18 protein-coding genes are annotated in these 18,308 nt (G+C 70.9%); 17 read left to right on the top strand and 1 reads right to left on the bottom strand.

Features of this window, described 5'->3' with window-relative positions:
• Positions 1 to 34 precede the first annotated feature (34 nt).
• The 4 genes from IE207_RS17405 to nusB all read left to right on the top strand — a co-directional run bounded on the left by IE207_RS17405 (position 35) and on the right by nusB (position 3,317).
• Entirely contained in the window at positions 35 to 859 is an 825-nt protein-coding gene (locus IE207_RS17405) for an AAA family ATPase (protein ID WP_190185156.1), read from the top strand.
• Positions 860 to 1,153: 294 nt separating this feature from the next.
• Positions 1,154 to 2,260: an aminopeptidase P family protein gene (locus IE207_RS17400; RefSeq protein ID WP_190185155.1), complete on the top strand. Its 1,107-nt coding sequence runs from the start codon at positions 1,154 to 1,156 to the stop codon at positions 2,258 to 2,260.
• Positions 2,261 to 2,319: 59 nt separating this feature from the next.
• Complete coding sequence (gene efp, locus IE207_RS17395; RefSeq protein WP_190185154.1) at positions 2,320 to 2,886, top strand: elongation factor P; 567 nt, start codon at positions 2,320 to 2,322, stop codon at positions 2,884 to 2,886.
• Positions 2,887 to 2,888: 2 nt separating this feature from the next.
• The gene (nusB, locus tag IE207_RS17390; protein ID WP_190185153.1) at positions 2,889 to 3,317 is read left to right on the top strand and encodes a transcription antitermination factor NusB; all 429 of its coding nucleotides are present in this window, start codon (positions 2,889 to 2,891) and stop codon (positions 3,315 to 3,317) included.
• A 194-nt stretch (positions 3,318 to 3,511) separates the two neighbouring features.
• On the opposite strand, the gene bldD is transcribed toward nusB, so the two are convergent.
• Positions 3,512 to 4,012, bottom strand: coding sequence for a transcriptional regulator BldD (gene bldD, locus IE207_RS17385; RefSeq protein WP_030026184.1), 501 nt, complete (start codon positions 4,010 to 4,012; stop codon positions 3,512 to 3,514).
• Positions 4,013 to 4,271: 259 nt separating this feature from the next.
• On the opposite strand from bldD, the gene pyrR reads away from it, so the two are divergent.
• From pyrR to metK, 13 genes are all read left to right on the top strand, one after another.
• Positions 4,272 to 4,850, top strand: a complete 579-nt coding sequence (gene pyrR, locus IE207_RS17380) for a bifunctional pyr operon transcriptional regulator/uracil phosphoribosyltransferase PyrR (protein WP_190185152.1) — start codon at positions 4,272 to 4,274, stop codon at positions 4,848 to 4,850.
• Positions 4,851 to 4,958: 108 nt separating this feature from the next.
• Complete coding sequence (locus IE207_RS17375; protein WP_190185151.1) at positions 4,959 to 5,948, top strand: aspartate carbamoyltransferase catalytic subunit; 990 nt, start codon at positions 4,959 to 4,961, stop codon at positions 5,946 to 5,948.
• A gap of 2 nt (positions 5,949 to 5,950) precedes the next feature.
• Entirely contained in the window at positions 5,951 to 7,237 is a 1,287-nt protein-coding gene (locus tag IE207_RS17370) for a dihydroorotase (protein WP_190185150.1), read from the top strand.
• Positions 7,234 to 7,815 (top strand): PH-like domain-containing protein, encoded by a 582-nt coding sequence (locus IE207_RS17365; protein ID WP_190185149.1) that lies wholly within the window; start codon positions 7,234 to 7,236, stop codon positions 7,813 to 7,815. Before IE207_RS17370 ends, IE207_RS17365 begins: the two co-directional genes overlap by 4 nt.
• Positions 7,812 to 8,969, top strand: coding sequence for a glutamine-hydrolyzing carbamoyl-phosphate synthase small subunit (carA, locus tag IE207_RS17360; RefSeq protein ID WP_190185148.1), 1,158 nt, complete (start codon positions 7,812 to 7,814; stop codon positions 8,967 to 8,969). Before IE207_RS17365 ends, carA begins: the two co-directional genes overlap by 4 nt.
• Positions 8,962 to 12,270, top strand: a complete 3,309-nt coding sequence (gene carB / locus IE207_RS17355; RefSeq protein WP_190185147.1) for a carbamoyl-phosphate synthase large subunit — start codon at positions 8,962 to 8,964, stop codon at positions 12,268 to 12,270. Before carA ends, carB begins: the two co-directional genes overlap by 8 nt.
• Before the next feature lie 83 nt (positions 12,271 to 12,353).
• Complete coding sequence (locus tag IE207_RS17350) at positions 12,354 to 13,463, top strand: quinone-dependent dihydroorotate dehydrogenase (protein WP_190185146.1); 1,110 nt, start codon at positions 12,354 to 12,356, stop codon at positions 13,461 to 13,463.
• Positions 13,460 to 14,314 carry an orotidine-5'-phosphate decarboxylase gene (gene pyrF / locus IE207_RS17345; RefSeq protein WP_268250189.1) on the top strand — a complete coding sequence of 285 codons (855 nt, stop codon included), beginning with the start codon at positions 13,460 to 13,462 and terminating at the stop codon, positions 14,312 to 14,314. Before IE207_RS17350 ends, pyrF begins: the two co-directional genes overlap by 4 nt.
• Positions 14,315 to 14,612: 298 nt before the next feature.
• Positions 14,613 to 14,936 (top strand): integration host factor, encoded by a 324-nt coding sequence (locus IE207_RS17340; RefSeq protein WP_030234009.1) that lies wholly within the window; start codon positions 14,613 to 14,615, stop codon positions 14,934 to 14,936.
• A 61-nt stretch (positions 14,937 to 14,997) separates the two neighbouring features.
• Positions 14,998 to 15,561, top strand: a complete 564-nt coding sequence (gene gmk, locus IE207_RS17335) for a guanylate kinase (RefSeq protein ID WP_190185145.1) — start codon at positions 14,998 to 15,000, stop codon at positions 15,559 to 15,561.
• 61 nt (positions 15,562 to 15,622) lie between these two features.
• The gene (gene rpoZ / locus IE207_RS17330; RefSeq protein WP_030879741.1) at positions 15,623 to 15,895 is read left to right on the top strand and encodes a DNA-directed RNA polymerase subunit omega; all 273 of its coding nucleotides are present in this window, start codon (positions 15,623 to 15,625) and stop codon (positions 15,893 to 15,895) included.
• A gap of 98 nt (positions 15,896 to 15,993) precedes the next feature.
• On the top strand, positions 15,994 to 17,208 hold the full coding sequence (gene coaBC, locus IE207_RS17325; protein WP_190185396.1) for a bifunctional phosphopantothenoylcysteine decarboxylase/phosphopantothenate--cysteine ligase CoaBC: 1,215 nt from the start codon (positions 15,994 to 15,996) through the stop codon (positions 17,206 to 17,208).
• A 195-nt stretch (positions 17,209 to 17,403) separates the two neighbouring features.
• Positions 17,404 to 18,308 (top strand): methionine adenosyltransferase (metK, locus tag IE207_RS17320; protein WP_190185144.1); only part of this gene is annotated, 905 nt, incomplete at its 3' end.

Here is an 18,308-nt window from a genome sequence, read left to right as displayed (position 1 = left end):
ATCAGTCGCCGGAACGAGACGGAGTGGCAGCGGAATGCAGCAAGGAGTGGGGGGCGGCGGCTGGGGGCAGCCGGGGCAGCAGCCGCAGGCGCCCCCGCAGCCGCCCATACCCCCGGCGGGGGGCTGGCCGGGTCCTGCGCAGCCGCAGCCGGGGCAGTCGACGCCGCCCGGGCACCCGACGCCGCCCGACCGGCCCTCGGCGCACGAGAGCGGCGGATACGTTCCGCTGCCGCCCGCCCAGCCGCCGTCGCCCGAGCCCACCGGGCACATCCCGCTGCCGCCCGCGGTCGCCCCGGGCACCGGCGCGGCCACCCTCGCGGTGCTGCTGATCGGTCCGGCGGGCGCGGGCAAGACGACCGTGGCCCGGCACTGGGCCGCCACCCGCCCGGTGCCGACCGCGCACGTCAGCCTGGACGACGTCCGCGAATGGGTCTGCTCGGGCTTCGCCGACCCTCAGGCGGGCTGGAACGACCACTCCGAGGCCCAGTACCGCCTGGCCCGTCGCACCTGCGGGTTCGCCGCCCGCAACTTCCTGGCGAACGGCATCTCCTGCATCCTGGACGACGCCGTCTTCCCCGACCGGCCCGTGGTGGGCCTGGGCGGCTGGAAACGGCACGTGGGCCCGGCGCTGCTGCCGGTCGTGCTCCTGCCCGGCCTGGAGGTCGTCCTGGAGCGCAACGCGGCCCGTTCCGGCAACCGCCGGCTCTCCGACGAGGAGGTGGCCCGGATCCACGGGCGGATGGCCGGCTGGTACGGATCCGGCCTGCCGATCATCGACAACTCGCAGCTGGACGTCGAGGGCACGGCCCGCGCGCTGGACGAGACCCTGGCCCGCGTCATCGGCTCACCCACCTACTGAGGCCCCCGCCCACCAGGACCCGCCACGCGGCGGGCCCGCCCGCCCGCTGAGCCCGCCCGCCTGCGGGGGCCTGCCCCCCTGCCGGGTCCGCCGGCCGCCCGCTTGCGGGACCCGGCCGCTTGCCGGGTCCCGCCGACCGGGACCCGCCACGTGGTGGTCCGGCCGCCCGCTGGGGTCTGCCCCTGCTGGGTCCGGCCGCCTGCTGGCCCCCCGCTGGGTCCGGTCCGCCGCCGAACGCCCCGGACGGCGGCTCTCGCCGGGCCGGATGGGCGGGGCGCTCGTACGCTCGAATACATGTCAGACGTGTACGCCGCCCGTCGGGCCCTGCTTCGCGACCGCTGCGCCGCCGCGGGCAACGCCGCCGCGCTGATCACGCGTCCGGCGAACGTCCGCTACCTGACCGGAGCCTGCCCGCCGGGCGCCGTCCTGCTGGTCGGTCCGGCGGAGGAGGTGCTGTTCTGCGCGGGCGCCCCGACCGGGGAGAACGACGAGGGCCGCCTCGACGAGCAGCTGCGGGTCACCGTGATCGGCGCCCCCGGCGGGGACCCCGCGGTGGCCGCCGCCGACCTGGCCGCCTCCGGCCGGGCCGACTCCCTCGCGGTGGAGGAGCACCACCTCACCGTCGGCCGCCACCGGGCCCTGCACTCGGTCGCGCCGAAGCTGCGCCTGGCGGACCTCGGGCCCGCCGTGGAACAGCAGCGCCTCGTCAAGGACGAGGAAGAGATCGCCTGCCTGCGCATCGCCGCCGAGATCGCCGACCAGGCCCTCGGCGAGCTGCTGGAGTCGATCCTCGTCGGCCGCACCGAACGCCACCTGGCGCTGGAGCTGGAACGCCGCCTGGTCGACCACGGCGCGGACGGCCCCGCCTTCCCCACCTCCGTCGGCACCGGGCCCCACTCCGGCCGCTCCCGGCACCGGCCCTCCGACCGCCGGGTCGAGGAGGGCGACTTCCTCTCCGTGTGCCTCGGGGCGAACTACCGGGGCTACCGCTGCGAGATCGGCCGCACGTTCGTGATCGGCACCACCCCGGCCTCGTGGCAGATCGAGCTGTACGACCTGGTGTTCGCCGCCCAGCGGGCCGGCCGGGAGGCCCTCCTGCCGGGCGCCGCCTGCCGCGACGTCGACCACGCGGCGCGCTCCGTGCTCGACTCGGCCGGGCACGGCGAGGCGCTGGCCGCGTCCACCGGACACGGCGTCGGCCTCGAAATCGACGAGGACCCGCAGCTTGCACCTACGGCCATGGGTAAACTGGACGCTTGCGTGCCGGTCACCGTCGAACCGGGGGTTCACCTCCCGGGCCGGGGCGGTGTCCGGATCGATGACACGCTCGTCGTACGCCCCGAGGCGGACGGCGGTCCAGAGCTACTCACCATTACGACCAAGGAGCTGCTCGCGCTCTAGCCCGCTCGGCCGGGCCGTGCGCGCACCCGTGGTCTTCCAGTGCAGGAGATTCCGCAACCGTGGCTTCCACGAACGACCTCAAGAACGGCATGGTGCTGAAGCTCGACGGGGGCCAGCTCTGGTCCGTCGTCGAGTTCCAGCACGTCAAGCCCGGCAAGGGCCCGGCCTTCGTGCGCACCAAGCTCAAGCACGTGCTCTCCGGCAAGGTCGTCGACAAGACCTTCAACGCCGGCACCAAGGTCGACACGGCCACCATCGACCGCCGGGACATGCAGTTCTCGTACATGGACGGCGAGTACTTCGTCTTCATGGACATGGAGACCTACGACCAGCTGATGGTCGACCGCAAGGTCGTCGGCGACGCCGCCAACTTCCTCATCGAGGGCTTCACCGCCTCCGTGGCCCGCCACGAGGGCGAGGTGCTCTACGTCGAGCTCCCGGCCGCCGTCGAGCTGGTCATCGAGCACACCGACCCGGGCGTCCAGGGCGACCGCTCCACCGGCGGCACCAAGCCGGCGAGGCTGGAGACGGGCCACGAGATCCAGGTCCCGCTCTTCGTCAGCACCGGCGAGAAGATCAAGGTCGACACCCGCACCAGCGACTACCTCGGCCGGGTGAACAGCTAACCGTGGCTGCCCGGAGCAACGCGCGAAAGCGCGCTTTCCAGATCCTCTTCGAGGCCGATCAGCGCGGCGTGCCCGTGCGCGAGGTCCTCGCGGACTGGATCCGCCACGCGCGGTCGGACGACCGGCAGCCGCCGGTCAACGCCTTCACGATGGACCTTGTCGAGGGGTACGCCGACAAGGTGAACCGCATCGACGACCTGATCGTCACCTACGCCGTGGACTGGGACCTCGACCGCATGCCGGTCGTGGACCGGAACATCGTGCGGCTCGGCGCGTACGAGCTGATCTGGGTGGACGAGACGCCGGACGCCGTGGCGATCGACGAGGCCGTCCAGCTGGCCAAGGAGTTCTCCACGGACGAGTCGCCCTCGTTCGTGAACGGGCTGCTGGGCCGGTTCAAGGACCTCAAGCCGAGCCTGCGGCGCGAGTAGTCCCGCGCAGGACCGGTCACAACGGGAGGGCCCGCGGCGCACCACGCGCCGCGGGCCCTCCCGTTCGCGCGTGCCGGGTCCTCCCACGTGCCTGACGAGTGCGTCGGGCCGGAACGCGAAACGGCGGGTGCCGGACCCCCTGGGGGATCCGGCACCCGCCGGTAACGTTTCTGCTGGGCCTGGGCCCGGTGGGACTAGACGTCCTCGTGGGCCACGGCGCGCCGGGCGTCCGCGTCCAGCACGCCCCAGCTGATGAGCTGCTCGGTCAGCACCGAGGGGGACTGGTCGTAGATGACCGCGAGGGTGCGCAGGTCGTCCTGGCGGATCGAGAGCACCTTGCCGTTGTAGTCGCCGCGCTGGCTCTGGATGGTGGCGGCGTACCGCTGGAGCGGGCCGGCCTTCTCGGCGGGCACGCCCGCCAGCCGCTCCAGGTCCAGACGCAGCTTCGGCGGCGGCTCGGCCGCTCCGCCCGGGGTGGTGCCCGGCAGCAGTTCCTGGACCGGGACCCCGTAGAAGTCCGCCAGCTCGGCGAGGCGCTGAACGGTCACGGCGCGGTCCCCGCGCTCGTAGGAACCGACCACCACGGCCTTCCACCGGCCCTGGGACTTCTCCTCCACACCATGGAGGGAAAGGCCCTGCTGGGTGCGGATGGCACGGAGCTTGGCCCCGAGCTGTTTGGCGTATTCGCTGGACATAACGCTCCCGGACGCTGTGACGCTGTGACGACATGGACGACATGACCACGTGCGGCTCCGCCGCGCGGCTGGTAACTCACTGTGAGGTTACGCAGCGTTACTTGGATGCGTCAAGCCGAATGCTCTTCAACCCCCACTTACGAGGGGTCCCGCGTCGTGCCCGGTGGACGGACCGGGCGCGTCCGGCTGCTACGGTGGAACGCGAACATCAGACGTCCTTTAAGGTCCGTCCCGTGAGGCGGAGAAGGAGGTCCTTTTCATGGACACCCAGCAGAGCTCCGATGTCGTGCGTCCCGTGCTGGACGCCCAGGACATCGCGCGGGTACTGACCCGCATCGCCCACGAGATCGTCGAACGCGCCAAGGGCGCCGACGACGTGGTGCTCCTCGGCATCCCCACCCGCGGTGTGTACCTCGCCCGCCGGCTGGCCGCCAAACTCGAAGAGATCACCGGTACGAAGATCCCGGTCGGCTCCCTCGACATCACCATGTACCGCGACGACCTGCGGATGAAGCCGGCCCGGGCGATCGGCCGCACCGAGATCCCCGGCGACGACATCGAAGGCCGCCTGGTCATCCTCGTCGACGACGTGCTCTTCTCCGGCAGAACCATCCGCGCCGCCCTGGACGCCCTCGGCGACCTCGGCCGCCCCCGCGCCGTCCAGCTCGCGGTCCTCGTCGACCGCGGCCACCGCGAACTGCCGATCCGCGCCGACTACGTCGGGAAGAACCTCCCCACGTCGCTGCGGGAGACCGTCAAGGTCCAGCTCCAGGAGGAGGACGGCCGCGATGCCGTGCTGCTCGGCCAGCGGACCGACCGGGCAGCCGGGCAGCAGTAGCCCGAACCGGTACGGGTCCCGCCACGGGTACCCGGCCGCAGTCTGCCCTGCCCGCGACACCCGCCAGACAGTCCGCCTGCCTGCCCTCCTGACCTACGGAGCACCCAGATGAAGCGCCACCTCATCTCGGCCGCCGATCTCACCCGCGACGACGCTGTCCTCATCCTCGACACCGCCGAGGAGATGGCCCGCGTCGCGGACCGGCCGATCAAGAAGCTGCCCACCCTGCGCGGCCTCACCGTCGTCAACCTCTTCTTCGAGGACTCGACCCGCACCCGGATCTCCTTCGAGGCGGCCGCCAAGCGGCTCTCCGCCGACGTCATCAACTTCTCCGCCAAGGGCTCCTCGGTTTCCAAGGGCGAATCCCTCAAGGACACCGCCCTGACCCTGGAGGCGATGGGCGCGGACGCCGTCGTCATCCGCCACCACGCCTCCGGCGCCCCCTACCGGCTCGCCACCTCCGGCTGGATCGACTCCGCCGTGGTCAACGCCGGCGACGGCACCCACGAGCACCCCACCCAGGCCCTGCTCGACGCCTTCACCATGCGCCGCCGCCTGGTCGGGCGCGACGCCGGCCTCGGCAAGGACCTGAACGGCCGCCGGATCACGATCGTCGGCGACGTCCTGCACAGCCGGGTCGCCCGCTCCAACGTCCAGCTGCTCCACACGCTGGGCGCGCAGGTCACCGTGGTGGCGCCGCCGACGCTGGTCCCGATCGGCGTCGAGAGCTGGCCGTGCGAGGTCTCGTACAACCTGGACGAGGTGCTGCCGAAGTCCGACGCGGTGATGATGCTGCGTGTGCAGCGCGAACGCATGAACGCCGCCTTCTTCCCCACCGAGCGCGAGTACTCCCGCCGGTACGGGCTCGACGGCGACCGCATGGCCAAGATGCCGGAGCACGCCATCGTGATGCACCCCGGCCCGATGAACCGCGGCATGGAGATCACCGCCGAGGTCGCCGACTCCGACCGCTGCACGGCCGTCGAGCAGGTCGCCAACGGCGTCTCCACCCGGATGGCCGTCCTGTACCTGCTGCTCGGCGGCTCCGAGCCCGCCGTCACCACCACCAGCACGCCCCGCATCGAGGAGAGCAAGTAACCATGAGCAAGATCCTGATCCGTGGCGCGAAGGTACTCGGTGGCGAGGCGCAGGACGTCCTGATCGACGGCGAGACCATCGCCGAGGTCGGTACCGGGCTCTCCGCCGAGGGAGCCCAGGTCGTCGAGGCCGCCGGCCAGGTGCTCCTCCCGGGCCTGGTCGACCTGCACACGCACCTGCGCGAGCCCGGCCGCGAGGACTCCGAGACCGTCCTGACCGGCACCCGCGCCGCCGCCTCCGGCGGCTACACCGCCGTCTTCGCCATGGCGAACACCTTCCCTGTCGCCGACACCGCCGGCGTGGTCGAGCAGGTCTGGCGCCTGGGCAAGGAGTCCGGCTACTGCGACGTGCAGCCCATCGGCGCCGTCACCGTCGGCCTGGAGGGCAAGCAGCTCGCGGAGCTCGGCGCGATGCACGACAGCGCCGCCCGCGTCACCGTCTTCTCGGACGACGGCAAGTGCGTGGACGACGCCGTGATCATGCGCCGCGCCCTGGAATACGTGAAGGCCTTCGGCGGCGTCGTCGCCCAGCACGCCCAGGAGCCCCGCTTGACCGAGGGCGCGCAGATGAACGAGGGCGTCGTCTCCGCGGAGCTGGGCCTCGGCGGCTGGCCCGCCGTCGCCGAGGAGTCGATCATCGCCCGTGACGTGCTCCTCGCCGAGCACGTCGGCTCCCGCGTGCACATCTGCCACCTGTCCACCGCCGGCTCCGTCGAGATCGTCCGCTGGGCCAAGTCCCGCGGCATCGACGTCACCGCCGAGGTCACCCCGCACCACCTGCTCCTCACCGACGAGCTGGTGCGCTCGTACAACGCGGTCTACAAGGTCAACCCGCCGCTGCGCACCGAGCGCGACGTGACGGCCCTGCGCGAGGCGCTCGCCGACGGCACGATCGACATCGTCGCCACCGACCACGCCCCGCACCCGCACGAGGACAAGGACTGCGAGTGGGCCGCCGCCGCCATGGGCATGGTCGGGCTGGAGACCGCGCTGTCCGTCGTCCAGCAGACGATGGTGGAGACCGGGCTGCTCGACTGGGCGGGCGTCGCCGAGCGGATGTCCTTCGCCCCGGCGCGCATCGGCGGCCTGGAGAACCACGGACGGCCCGTCTCGGCAGGTGAACCCGCGAACCTGACCTTGGTCGATACCTCGTACCGTGGTGTCGTGGACCCCGCACACTTCGCCTCCCGCAGCCGCAACACGCCTTACGAGGGCCGTGAGCTGCCGGGGCGCGTCACTCACACCTTCCTGCGGGGCCGGGCAACGGTCGTGGACGGGACGCTGGCGTGACACCTGCAGTAATCCAACTGGCCGCCGAGGCCGCAGAACGACACTCGGCGGAGGTGACGGACTGGGGCCCGCGCATCGCGTGGGTGATCGGTCTGCTCGTCTTCATCGCGTTCGTCTACTGGCTGATGCGGCAGGGCTGGAAATGGCGCGGCACCCTGCAGAGCGATCTGCCGGAGCTGCCCGCCGCCCCGAGCGGTCTGCCCGCCCACCGGCTCGCCCTGACCGGCCGGTACCACGGGTCCACCACCGCCGGGCAGTGGCTCGACCGGATCGTCGCCCACGGCCTGGGGGTGCGCAGCCGGGTCGAGCTCACGCTCACCGACGCGGGCCTCGACGTGGTCCGTCCGGGGGCCACCGACTTCTTCGTACCGGCCGCGCAGCTGCGCGGCGCCCGCCTCGACAAGGGAATCGCGGGCAAGGTACTCACCGAGGGCGGTCTGCTCGTCGTCACCTGGGCGCACGGCGACAAGCTGATCGACTCCGGATTCCGCTCCGACCGGGCGGCCGAACACGCCGCCTGGGTCGAAGCCCTCAACCTCATGAACCCAACCATCACGACGGAAGGCGCCGAACGATGACGACCTCCACCAGGGGAGCAGCCAAAGCTCCCGCCGTACTCGTCCTGGAGGACGGCCGGATCTTCCGCGGCCGCGCCTACGGCGCTGTGGGGGAGACCTTCGGCGAGGCCGTGTTCTCCACCGGCATGACCGGCTACCAGGAGACCCTCACCGACCCGTCGTACCACCGGCAGGTCGTCGTGATGACCGCCCCGCACGTCGGCAACACCGGTGTCAACGACGAGGACCCCGAGTCCTCCCGGATCTGGGTGTCCGGCTACGTCGTGCGCGACCCCGCGCGCAAGCCCTCCAACTGGCGCTCCCGGCGCTCCCTGGACGAGGAGCTGACCGCCCAGGGCGTCGTCGGGATCAGCGGCATCGACACCCGCGCCCTGACCCGCCACCTGCGCGAGCGCGGCGCCATGCGCGTCGGCATCTTCTCCGGCGAGGCGGTGATGGACGACGCCGTGCTGCTGGCGAAGGTCCAGGACGCCCCCCAGATGAAGGGCGCGAACCTCTCCGCCGAGGTCGCCACCAAGGAGAAGTACGTCGTCCCCGCGATCGGTGAGAAGAAGTTCACCGTCGCCGCCGTCGACCTCGGCATCAAGGGCATGACCCCGCACCGGATGGCCGAGCGCGGCATCGAGGTGCACGTCCTGCCCGCCACCGCCACCGTCGAGGACGTGTACGCGGTCGACCCGGACGGCGTGTTCTTCTCCAACGGCCCCGGAGACCCGGCCACCGCCGACCACGCGGTCTCCGTGATGCAGGGCGTCCTGGAGCGCAAGACCCCGCTCTTCGGCATCTGCTTCGGCAACCAGATCCTCGGCCGCGCGCTGGGCTTCGGCACGTACAAGCTCAAGTACGGCCACCGCGGCATCAACCAGCCGGTCCAGGACCGCACCACCGGCAAGGTCGAGGTCACCGCGCACAACCACGGCTTCGCCGTCGACGCGCCCCTCGACAAGGTGTCCGAGACCCCCTTCGGCCGCGCCGAGGTCTCGCACGTCTGCCTCAACGACAACGTCGTGGAAGGCCTCCAGCTGCTCGACCAGCCCGCCTTCTCCGTCCAGTACCACCCCGAAGCCGCCGCGGGCCCGCACGACGCCGCGTACCTCTTCGACCGCTTCACGTCTTTGATGAGCACCACCCAGATGGAGGCCGAGCGTGCCTAAGCGCACCGATATCCAGTCCGTCCTGGTCATCGGCTCCGGCCCGATCGTCATCGGACAGGCCGCCGAGTTCGACTACTCCGGCACCCAGGCCTGCCGCATCCTCAAGGCCGAGGGCCTGCGGGTCATCCTGGTGAACTCCAACCCGGCGACGATCATGACCGACCCGGAGATCGCCGACGCCACGTACGTCGAGCCGATCACCCCCGAGTTCGTCGAGAAGATCATCGCCAAGGAGCGCCCCGACGCGCTCCTGCCCACCCTCGGCGGCCAGACCGCGCTGAACACCGCCATCTCCATGCACGAGCAGGGGGTGCTGGAGAAGTACGGCGTCGAGCTGATCGGCGCGAACGTCGAGGCCATCAACAAGGGCGAGGACCGCGACCTCTTCAAGGGCGTCGTCGAGGCCGTCAAGGCCAAGATCGGCTACGGCGAGTCCGCCCGCTCGGTCATCTGCCACTCGATGGACGACGTCATCAAGGGCGTCGACACGCTCGGCGGCTACCCCGTCGTCGTCCGCCCCTCCTTCACCATGGGCGGCGCCGGCTCCGGCTTCGCCCACGACGAGGAAGAGCTGCGCCGCATCGCCGGCCAGGGCCTGACGCTCTCCCCGACCACCGAGGTGCTCCTGGAGGAGTCCATTCTCGGCTGGAAGGAGTACGAGCTGGAGCTGATGCGCGACACCAAGGACAACGTGGTCGTCGTCTGCTCCATCGAGAACTTCGACCCGATGGGCGTCCACACCGGCGACTCGATCACCGTCGCCCCCGCGATGACGCTGACCGACCGCGAGTACCAGCGCCTGCGCGACATCGGCATCGCGATCATCCGCGAGGTCGGCGTCGACACCGGCGGCTGCAACATCCAGTTCGCGATCGACCCGGCCGACGGCCGCGTCATCGTCATCGAGATGAACCCGCGCGTCTCCCGCTCGTCCGCGCTCGCCTCGAAGGCCACCGGCTTCCCGATCGCCAAGATCGCCGCCAAGCTGGCCATCGGCTACACGCTCGACGAGGTCCCCAACGACATCACCGAGAAGACGCCGGCCTCCTTCGAGCCGTCCCTCGACTACGTCGTCGTCAAGGCCCCCCGCTTCGCCTTCGAGAAGTTCCCGGCCGCCGACGCCACCCTCACCACCACCATGAAGTCGGTGGGCGAGGCCATGGCCATCGGCCGCAACTTCACCGAGGCGCTCCAGAAGGCCCTGCGCTCGCTGGAGAAGAAGGGCTCCCAGTTCACCTTCGTCGGCGAGCCCGGCGACAAGGACGAGCTGCTCGCCACCGCCGTCCGCCCGACCGACGGCCGCATCAACACCGTCATGCAGGCCATCCGCGCCGGAGCCACCCAGGAAGAGGTCTTCGAGTCCACGAAGATCGACCCCTGGTTCGTCGACCAGCTCTTCCTCATCAAGGAGATCGCCGACGAACTCGCCGCCGCCGAGAAGCTCCACCCCGAGCTGCTCGCCGAGGCCAAGCGGCACGGCTTCTCCGACGCCCAGATCGCCGAGATCCGCGGCCTGCGCGAGGACGTCGTCCGCGAGGTCCGCCACGCGCTCGGCGTCCGCCCGGTCTACAAGACGGTCGACACCTGCGCCGCCGAGTTCGCCGCGAAGACCCCCTACTTCTACTCCTCCTACGACGAGGAGTCCGAGGTCGCGCCGCGCACCAAGCCCGCGGTCATCATCCTGGGCTCCGGCCCGAACCGCATCGGCCAGGGCATCGAGTTCGACTACTCCTGCGTCCACGCCTCCTTCGCGCTCAGCGACGCCGGCTACGAGACCGTGATGGTCAACTGCAACCCGGAGACCGTCTCCACGGACTACGACACCTCCGACCGCCTGTACTTCGAGCCGCTGACGCTCGAAGACGTGCTGGAGATCGTCCACGCCGAGTCGCTGGCCGGCCCGATCGCCGGTGTCGTCGTCCAGCTCGGCGGCCAGACCCCCCTCGGTCTCGCCCAGGCGCTCAAGGACAACGGCGTCCCCGTCGTCGGCACCTCCCCGGAGGCCATCCACGCCGCCGAGGACCGCGGCGCCTTCGGCCGGGTCCTCGCCGAGGCCGGCCTGCCCGCGCCCAAGCACGGCACCGCCACCACCTTCGCGGGCGCCAAGGCGATCGCCGACGAGATCGGCTACCCGGTCCTCGTCCGCCCGTCGTACGTGCTCGGCGGCCGCGGCATGGAGATCGTCTACGACGAGACCCGGCTGGAGTCGTACATCGCCGAGTCCACCGAGATCTCCCCGACCCGCCCCGTGCTGGTCGACCGCTTCCTCGACGACGCCATCGAGATCGACGTCGACGCCCTCTACGACGGCACCGAGCTCTACCTCGGCGGCGTCATGGAGCACATCGAGGAAGCCGGCATCCACTCCGGCGACTCGGCCTGCGCCCTGCCCCCGATCACCCTCGGCGGCTACGACATCAAGCGCCTGCGCGCCTCCACCGAGGCCATCGCCAAGGGCGTCGGCGTCCGCGGTCTGATCAACATCCAGTTCGCGATGGCGGGTGACATCCTCTACGTCCTGGAGGCCAACCCCCGCGCGTCCCGCACCGTCCCCTTCACCTCGAAGGCGACCGCGGTCCCGCTCGCGAAGGCCGCCGCCCGCATCTCGCTCGGCACCACCATCGCCGAGCTGCGCGCCGAGGGCATGCTCCCGAAGAACGGCGACGGCGGCACCCTGCCGCTGGACGCGCCGATCTCCGTCAAGGAGGCCGTCATGCCGTGGTCGCGCTTCCGCGACATCCACGGCCGCGGCGTCGACACCGTCCTCGGCCCGGAGATGCGCTCCACCGGCGAGGTCATGGGCATCGACACCGTCTTCGGCACCGCCTACGCCAAGTCGCAGGCCGGCGCCTACGGCCCGCTGCCCACCAAGGGCCGGGCGTTCATCTCCGTCGCCAACCGCGACAAGCGCTCGATGATCTTCCCGGCGCGCGAGCTGGTCGCCCACGGCTTCGAGCTGATGGCGACCTCCGGCACCGCGGAGGTGCTGCGCCGCAACGGCATCAACGCCACCATCGTGCGCAAGCTCAGCGAGGGCGAGGGCCCCGGCGGCGAGAAGACGATCGTCCAGCTGATCCACGACGGCCAGGTCGACCTGATCGTCAACACCCCGTACGGCACGGGTGGCCGCCTCGACGGCTACGAGATCCGTACCGCGGCCGTGGCGCGCGGCGTCCCGTGCCTGACGACGGTCCAGGCGCTCGCCGCCGCCGTCCAGGGCATCGACGCGCTCAACCGCGGCGACGTCGGCGTCCGCTCCCTCCAGGAGCACGCCGAACACCTGATCGCGGCCCGCGACTAGCAGCCGTACGAGGAGGGGGACACCAAATTCGCGACAGCGACGGGTGTCCCCCTCTTCATGAGCGCACAAGGATCCCCACGCCGATGTACAAACTCTTCTTCAACCTCGTCTTCAAGCGGATGGACCCGGAGCAGGCCCACTACACGGCCTTCCGCTGGATCCGCCTCGCGGCCCGCACGCCGGTGCTGCGCACCTTCGTCGCGGCCGTCCTCGCCCCCCGCCACGAGGGGCTGCGCACCGAGGCCCTCGGGCTGCGCATGCACGGCCCCTTCGGGCTCGCGGCCGGCTTCGACAAGAACGCCGTCGCGATCGACGGCATGTCGATGCTCGGCTTCGACCACGTCGAGATCGGCACGGTCACGGCCCAGGCCCAGCCGGGCAACCCCAAGAAGCGGCTCTTCCGCCTCGTCCCCGACCGCGCGCTGATCAACCGGATGGGCTTCAACAACGAGGGCTCGGCGGCCGTCGCCCAGCGCCTGGCGGCCCGCAAGGCCGTCTTCAAGACGGTCGTCGGCGTCAACATCGGCAAGACCAAGGTGGTGCCCGAGGAGGAGGCGGTGGCGGACTACGTCGCCTCCACCGAGCGCCTGGCCCGCCACGCCGACTACCTCGTGGTCAACGTCTCCTCGCCGAACACCCCGGGGCTGCGCAACCTCCAGGCCACCGAGTCCCTGCGCCCGCTGCTGAGCGCCGTACGGGAGGCCGCCGACCGGGTGGTGACCGACCGCCGGGTCCCGCTGCTGGTCAAGATCGCCCCCGACCTCGCCGACGAGGACGTCGACGCCGTCGCCGACCTCGCCCTGGAGCTCGGCCTGGACGGCATCATCGCGACGAACACCACCATCGCCCGCGAGGGCCTGGGCCTGAGGTCCGAGCCCTCGCTGGTCAAGGAGACCGGCGGCCTGTCCGGAGCCCCCGTCAAGGCGCGCTCCCTGGAGGTCCTGCGCCGCCTGTACGCCCGCGTGGGGGACCGGCTGGTCCTGGTCGGGGTCGGCGGCATCGAGAACGCCGAGGACGCCTGGCAGCGCATCCTGGCGGGCGCGACGCTGATCCAGGGCTACAGCGCCTTCATCTACGAGGGCCCCGGCTACGCCCGCGCGATCCACAAGGGCCTGGCCGAGCGCCTCGCCGCCAGCCCGTACGAGACGCTCGCCGACGCGGTGGGCGCCGAGACCCGGAAGGCCTCCCAGTGACCTCTGCGACCCCTGTGACCCCCTTCGGCGCCCGCCTGCGGGCGGCGATGGACTCCCGCGGCCCGCTGTGCGTCGGGATCGACCCGCACGCCGCCCTGCTCACGTCGTGGGGCCTGAACGACGACGTCACCGGGCTGGAGACCTTCTCCCGCACGGTCGTCGAGGCCCTCGCCGACTCGGTCGCCGTCTTCAAGCCGCAAGCCGCCTTCTTCGAGCGGTTCGGCTCGCGGGGCATCGCGGTGCTGGAGCGGACGGTCGCCGACGCCCGCGCGGCCGGGACGCTGGTCGTGATGGACGCCAAGCGCGGGGACATCGGCTCGACGATGGCCGCCTACGCCGAGACGTTCCTCTCGCCCGGCTCGCCGCTGTTCTCCGACGCCCTGACGGTCTCCCCGTACCTCGGCTACGGTTCGCTCGCTCCCGCGGTGGACCTGGCCCGCCGCTCGGGCGCCGGCCTCTTCGTCCTGGCCCTCACCTCCAACCCGGAAGGGGCGGAGGTGCAGCGGGCGGTGCGCTCCGACGGCCGCTCGATCGGCGCGACGATGCTGGCCCACCTGGCGGCCGAGAACGAGGGGGCCGAGCCGATGGGCTCCTTCGGGGCCGTCGTCGGCGCGACCCTCGGTGACCTCTCCTCCTTCGACCTGGACATCAACGGCCCGCTGCTGGCGCCCGGCATCGGCGCGCAGGGTGCCACGGCCGCCGATCTCCCGGCGGTCTTCGGCGCGGCCGTCGCCAACGTGGTCCCGAACGTCTCGCGGGGCGTCCTCGGGCACGGCCCGGATGCCGCGGCCCTGCGGGCAGCGGCATCCGGCTTCGCGGCCGAGATCCGCGCGGCGGTCCCCTCCGCCTGACCGGTGCGGTGAGCTGCGGCGGATTCCCAGGGGGTGTCCGTCGCACTGCTTGACGAAAACCGAACGTCCTCGACCGGACAAAACCGGGGTAGTTTGTCCGTGATGTACGTTTCAACGGAGGCTGACCAGGACTTTTCGTCCGTTCTCGCTGACTGGAGCGGTCCGGGCCGCTAGTCTCCGAGCAGAGTCAACGAACAGCGGACGAGTATCACCGCCGTTCGGGAGCTCGCCTGGTGTGGTGCCTCCTGGCTCCGTGCCGGTCCGTATCCGACAGTTCGACATCCGAGGTGACGTAGGCGTGGCTCTTCCGCCCCTTACCCCTGAACAGCGCGCAGCAGCGCTCGAAAAGGCCGCCGCGGCTCGCCGGGAGCGGGCCGAGGTGAAGAATCGACTCAAGCATTCCGGCGCCTCCCTCCACGACGTCATCAAGACGGGACAGGAGAACGACGTCATCGGCAAGATGAAGGTCTCCGCCCTCCTTGAGTCGCTGCCCGGCGTGGGCAAGGTCCGCGCCAAGCAGATCATGGAGCGTCTCGGCATCTCCGAATCCCGGCGTGTCCGAGGTCTCGGCTCCAACCAGATCGCCTCTCTGGAGCGTGAGTTCGGCGGTAGCGGCGCCTGAGGCGTCGCCCGAAGTCCTCCCGGCGTTCTCAGGCAGTCCCTGGAACCTGGATAATCGCTCTATGGCAGCAGAGGTTCGTCCGCGGCTGACCGTGCTCTCCGGCCCCTCAGGGGTCGGCAAGAGCACGGTCGTCGCGCATATGCGCAAGGTCCACCCCGAGGTATGGCTCTCGGTGTCGGCCACCACCCGCAAGCCGCGGCCCGGTGAGCGGCACGGTGTCCACTACTTCTTCGTCGGCGACGACGAGTTCGACAAGCTGATCGCCAACGGCGAGCTGCTGGAGTGGGCCGAGTTCGCTGGCAACCGCTACGGCACACCACGCGGCGCGGTGCTGGAACGCCTGGAGAACGGCGAGCCGGTCCTGCTGGAGATCGACCTCCAGGGTGCCCGGCTGGTGCGCCAGTCGATGCCTGAGGCCCAGCTGGTCTTCCTGGCGCCGCCGAGCTGGGACGAGCTGGTCCGCCGCCTCACCGGTCGCGGTACCGAGTCGGCCGAGGTCATCGAGCGCCGCCTGGCCGCCGCCAAGATCGAACTTGCTGCCGAGACCGAGTTCGACGCCACCCTGGTCAACACCTCCGTCGAGGACGTGGCGCGCGAGCTGCTAGCCTTGATGGACGTTGTCTGATCGTTGTTCGGTATTTGTCCGAACGACGCAAGATCTTTCACCCATCTTCGGAAGGTAGAGCGTGTCCTCTTCCATGACTGCGCCCGAGGGCATCATCAACCCGCCGATCGACGAGCTGCTCGAGGCCACGGACTCGAAGTACAGCCTCGTGATCTACGCGGCCAAGCGCGCGCGTCAGATCAACGCGTACTACTCGCAGCTCGGTGAGGGCCTGCTCGAGTACGTCGGCCCGCTGGTGGACACCCACGTCCACGAGAAGCCGCTTTCGATCGCGCTGCGCGAGATCAACGCGGGTCTGCTGACCTCCGAGGCCATCGAGGCCCCGGCCCAGTAAGGCGCCAGGAATTCCTTTCACCACAGGCCCGGCAGAACATCTGCCGGGCCTGTGGTGTGTCATAGGTGCAGAGATGGTTCCTCGAAGGGGAGTGCGTGGTGGGTAAGCCGAAGGTCGTGCTGGGGGTCAGCGGCGGGATCGCCGCCTACAAGGCGTGCGAGCTGCTGCGCCGGCTGTCCGAGTCCGGCCACGACGTACGGGTCGTGCCGACGGCCGCGTCGCTGAACTTCGTCGGAGAGGCCACCTGGGCCGCCCTCTCCGGGAACCCGGCCTCCACCGAGGTCTGGGAGAGCGTCCACGACGTCCCGCACGTGCGCATCGGGCAGGGCGCCGACCTGGTCGTCGTCGCCCCGGCCACCGCCGACATGCTGGCCAAGGCCGCCCACGGGCTGGCCGACGACCTGCTCACCAACACGCTGCTCACCGCGCGCTGTCCGGTGGTCTTCGCGCCCGCGATGCACACCGAGATGTGGGAGCACCCCGCCACCCGGGAGAACGTGGCCACGCTGCGCCGGCGCGGCGCCGTCGTCATCGAGCCCGCCGTCGGCCGGCTCACCGGCAAGGACACCGGGAAGGGACGGCTGCCCGACCCCGACGAGATCTTCGAGGTCTGCCGCAGGGTCCTGACCCGGGGCGTCGCAGAGCCGGACCTGGCCGGACGGCACGTGGTGATCAGCGCCGGCGGCACGCGGGAACCGCTGGACCCGGTCCGCTTCCTCGGCAACCGCTCCTCGGGCAAGCAGGGCTACGCGCTCGCCCGCACCGCCGTGGCGCGCGGGGCCCGGGTGACGCTCGTCGCGGCCAACACCGCGCTGGCCGACCCGGCGGGGGCCGACGTCGTACGGGTCGGGACAGCCCTCCAGCTGCGGGAGGCGGTGCTCAAGGCGGCCGCCGACGCCGACGCCGTGGTGATGGCGGCGGCCGTGGCCGACTTCCGGCCCGCCCGGTACGCCGAGGGCAAGATCAAGAAGCAGGACGGGCAGGACCCCGCGCCGGTGGCGCTCGTACGCAACCCGGACGTGCTGGCGGAGATCTCCGCGGAACGCGCCCGGGAGGGCCAGGTGGTGGTCGGCTTCGCCGCGGAGACCGACGACGTCCTCGCCAATGGACGGGCCAAGCTCCGGCGCAAGGGATGTGATCTTCTCGTCATCAATGAGGTCGGCGAGACCAAGACCTTCGGTTCCGAGGAGAACGAGGCGGTCATCCTTGGCTCCGATGGGACCGAGACGGCTGTTGCGCATGGACCGAAGGAAGGGTTGGCCGACGCGATTTGGGACCAGGTCGCTTCCCGACTCGCGCCGCGACGCGCCTGAGCGGTTCGCCTTCCCGCCGGGGAATCCGTACGTCAGAATGTAGTGCCGCAGGTCACACGGCTCCCACAAGGCGAGACGGGTGGTCCGGTAAACGGTGGCGACCGATAAACTGCACTTGGAGCACGACCGGGCGCAGCCCCCGGTAAGGTTCCGCCAAATGATCAGCCAGCAGCCGCTGCAACCCCAGGGAGCGTTGTGTCCCGTCGCCTGTTCACCTCGGAGTCCGTGACCGAGGGTCACCCCGACAAGATCGCTGACCAGATCAGCGACACGATCCTCGACGCGCTCCTCCGTGAGGACCCGACCTCGCGCGTGGCCGTGGAGACCCTCATCACCACCGGTCTCGTGCACATCGCGGGAGAGGTGACCACGAAGGCCTACGCGCCGATCGCGCAGCTCGTCCGCGACAAGATCCTGGAGATCGGTTACGACTCCTCCAAGAAGGGCTTCGACGGCGCCTCCTGTGGCGTGTCGGTGTCCATCGGCGCACAGTCGCCCGACATCGCCCAGGGCGTCGACACCGCCTACGAGCAGCGCGTCGAAGGCGACGAGGACGAGCTGGACAAGCAGGGCGCCGGCGACCAAGGCCTGATGTTCGGCTACGCGTGCGACGAAACGCCCGAGCTGATGCCGCTCCCGATCCACATCGCGCACCGCCTCTCGCGCCGGCTGTCCGAGGTCCGCAAGAACGGGACCATCCCGTACCTGCGCCCGGACGGCAAGACGCAGGTCACCATCGAGTACGACGGCGACAAGGCCGTCCGCCTCGACACCGTCGTCGTGTCCACCCAGCACGCCGCCGACATCGACCTGGACTCGCTCCTCGCCCCGGACATCCGCGAGTTCGTCGTCGAGCACGTGCTCGCGCAGCTCATCGAGGACGGGATCAAGCTGGACACCGAGGGCTACCGGCTGCTGGTGAACCCGACGGGCCGCTTCGAGATCGGTGGTCCGATGGGTGACGCGGGCCTGACCGGCCGCAAGATCATCATCGACACCTACGGCGGTATGGCCCGCCACGGCGGTGGCGCGTTCTCCGGCAAGGACCCGTCCAAGGTCGACCGGTCCGCCGCGTACGCGATGCGCTGGGTCGCGAAGAA

It is taken from the genome of Streptomyces cirratus (assembly GCF_014650775.1).
Taxonomy (GTDB): Bacteria; Actinomycetota; Actinomycetes; order Streptomycetales; family Streptomycetaceae; genus Streptomyces; species Streptomyces cirratus.
This window is presented reverse-complemented; position numbering and strand designations above follow the sequence as displayed.

Excerpts from the sequence above, each read along its gene's own strand:
- IE207_RS17405 (WP_190185156.1), top strand. The coding sequence starts at position 35 with ATGCAGCAAGGAGTGGGGGGCGGCGGCTGGGGGCAGCCGGGGCAGCAG.
- IE207_RS17400 (WP_190185155.1), top strand. The coding sequence starts at position 1,154 with ATGTCAGACGTGTACGCCGCCCGTCGGGCCCTGCTTCGCGACCGCTGC.
- bldD (WP_030026184.1), bottom strand. The coding sequence starts at position 4,012 with ATGTCCAGCGAATACGCCAAACAGCTCGGGGCCAAGCTCCGTGCCATC.
- pyrR (WP_190185152.1), top strand. The coding sequence starts at position 4,272 with ATGGACACCCAGCAGAGCTCCGATGTCGTGCGTCCCGTGCTGGACGCC.
- IE207_RS17375 (WP_190185151.1), top strand. The coding sequence starts at position 4,959 with ATGAAGCGCCACCTCATCTCGGCCGCCGATCTCACCCGCGACGACGCT.
- IE207_RS17370 (WP_190185150.1), top strand. The coding sequence starts at position 5,951 with ATGAGCAAGATCCTGATCCGTGGCGCGAAGGTACTCGGTGGCGAGGCG.
- carA (WP_190185148.1), top strand. The coding sequence starts at position 7,812 with ATGACGACCTCCACCAGGGGAGCAGCCAAAGCTCCCGCCGTACTCGTC.
- IE207_RS17350 (WP_190185146.1), top strand. The coding sequence starts at position 12,354 with ATGTACAAACTCTTCTTCAACCTCGTCTTCAAGCGGATGGACCCGGAG.
- gmk (WP_190185145.1), top strand. The coding sequence starts at position 14,998 with ATGGCAGCAGAGGTTCGTCCGCGGCTGACCGTGCTCTCCGGCCCCTCA.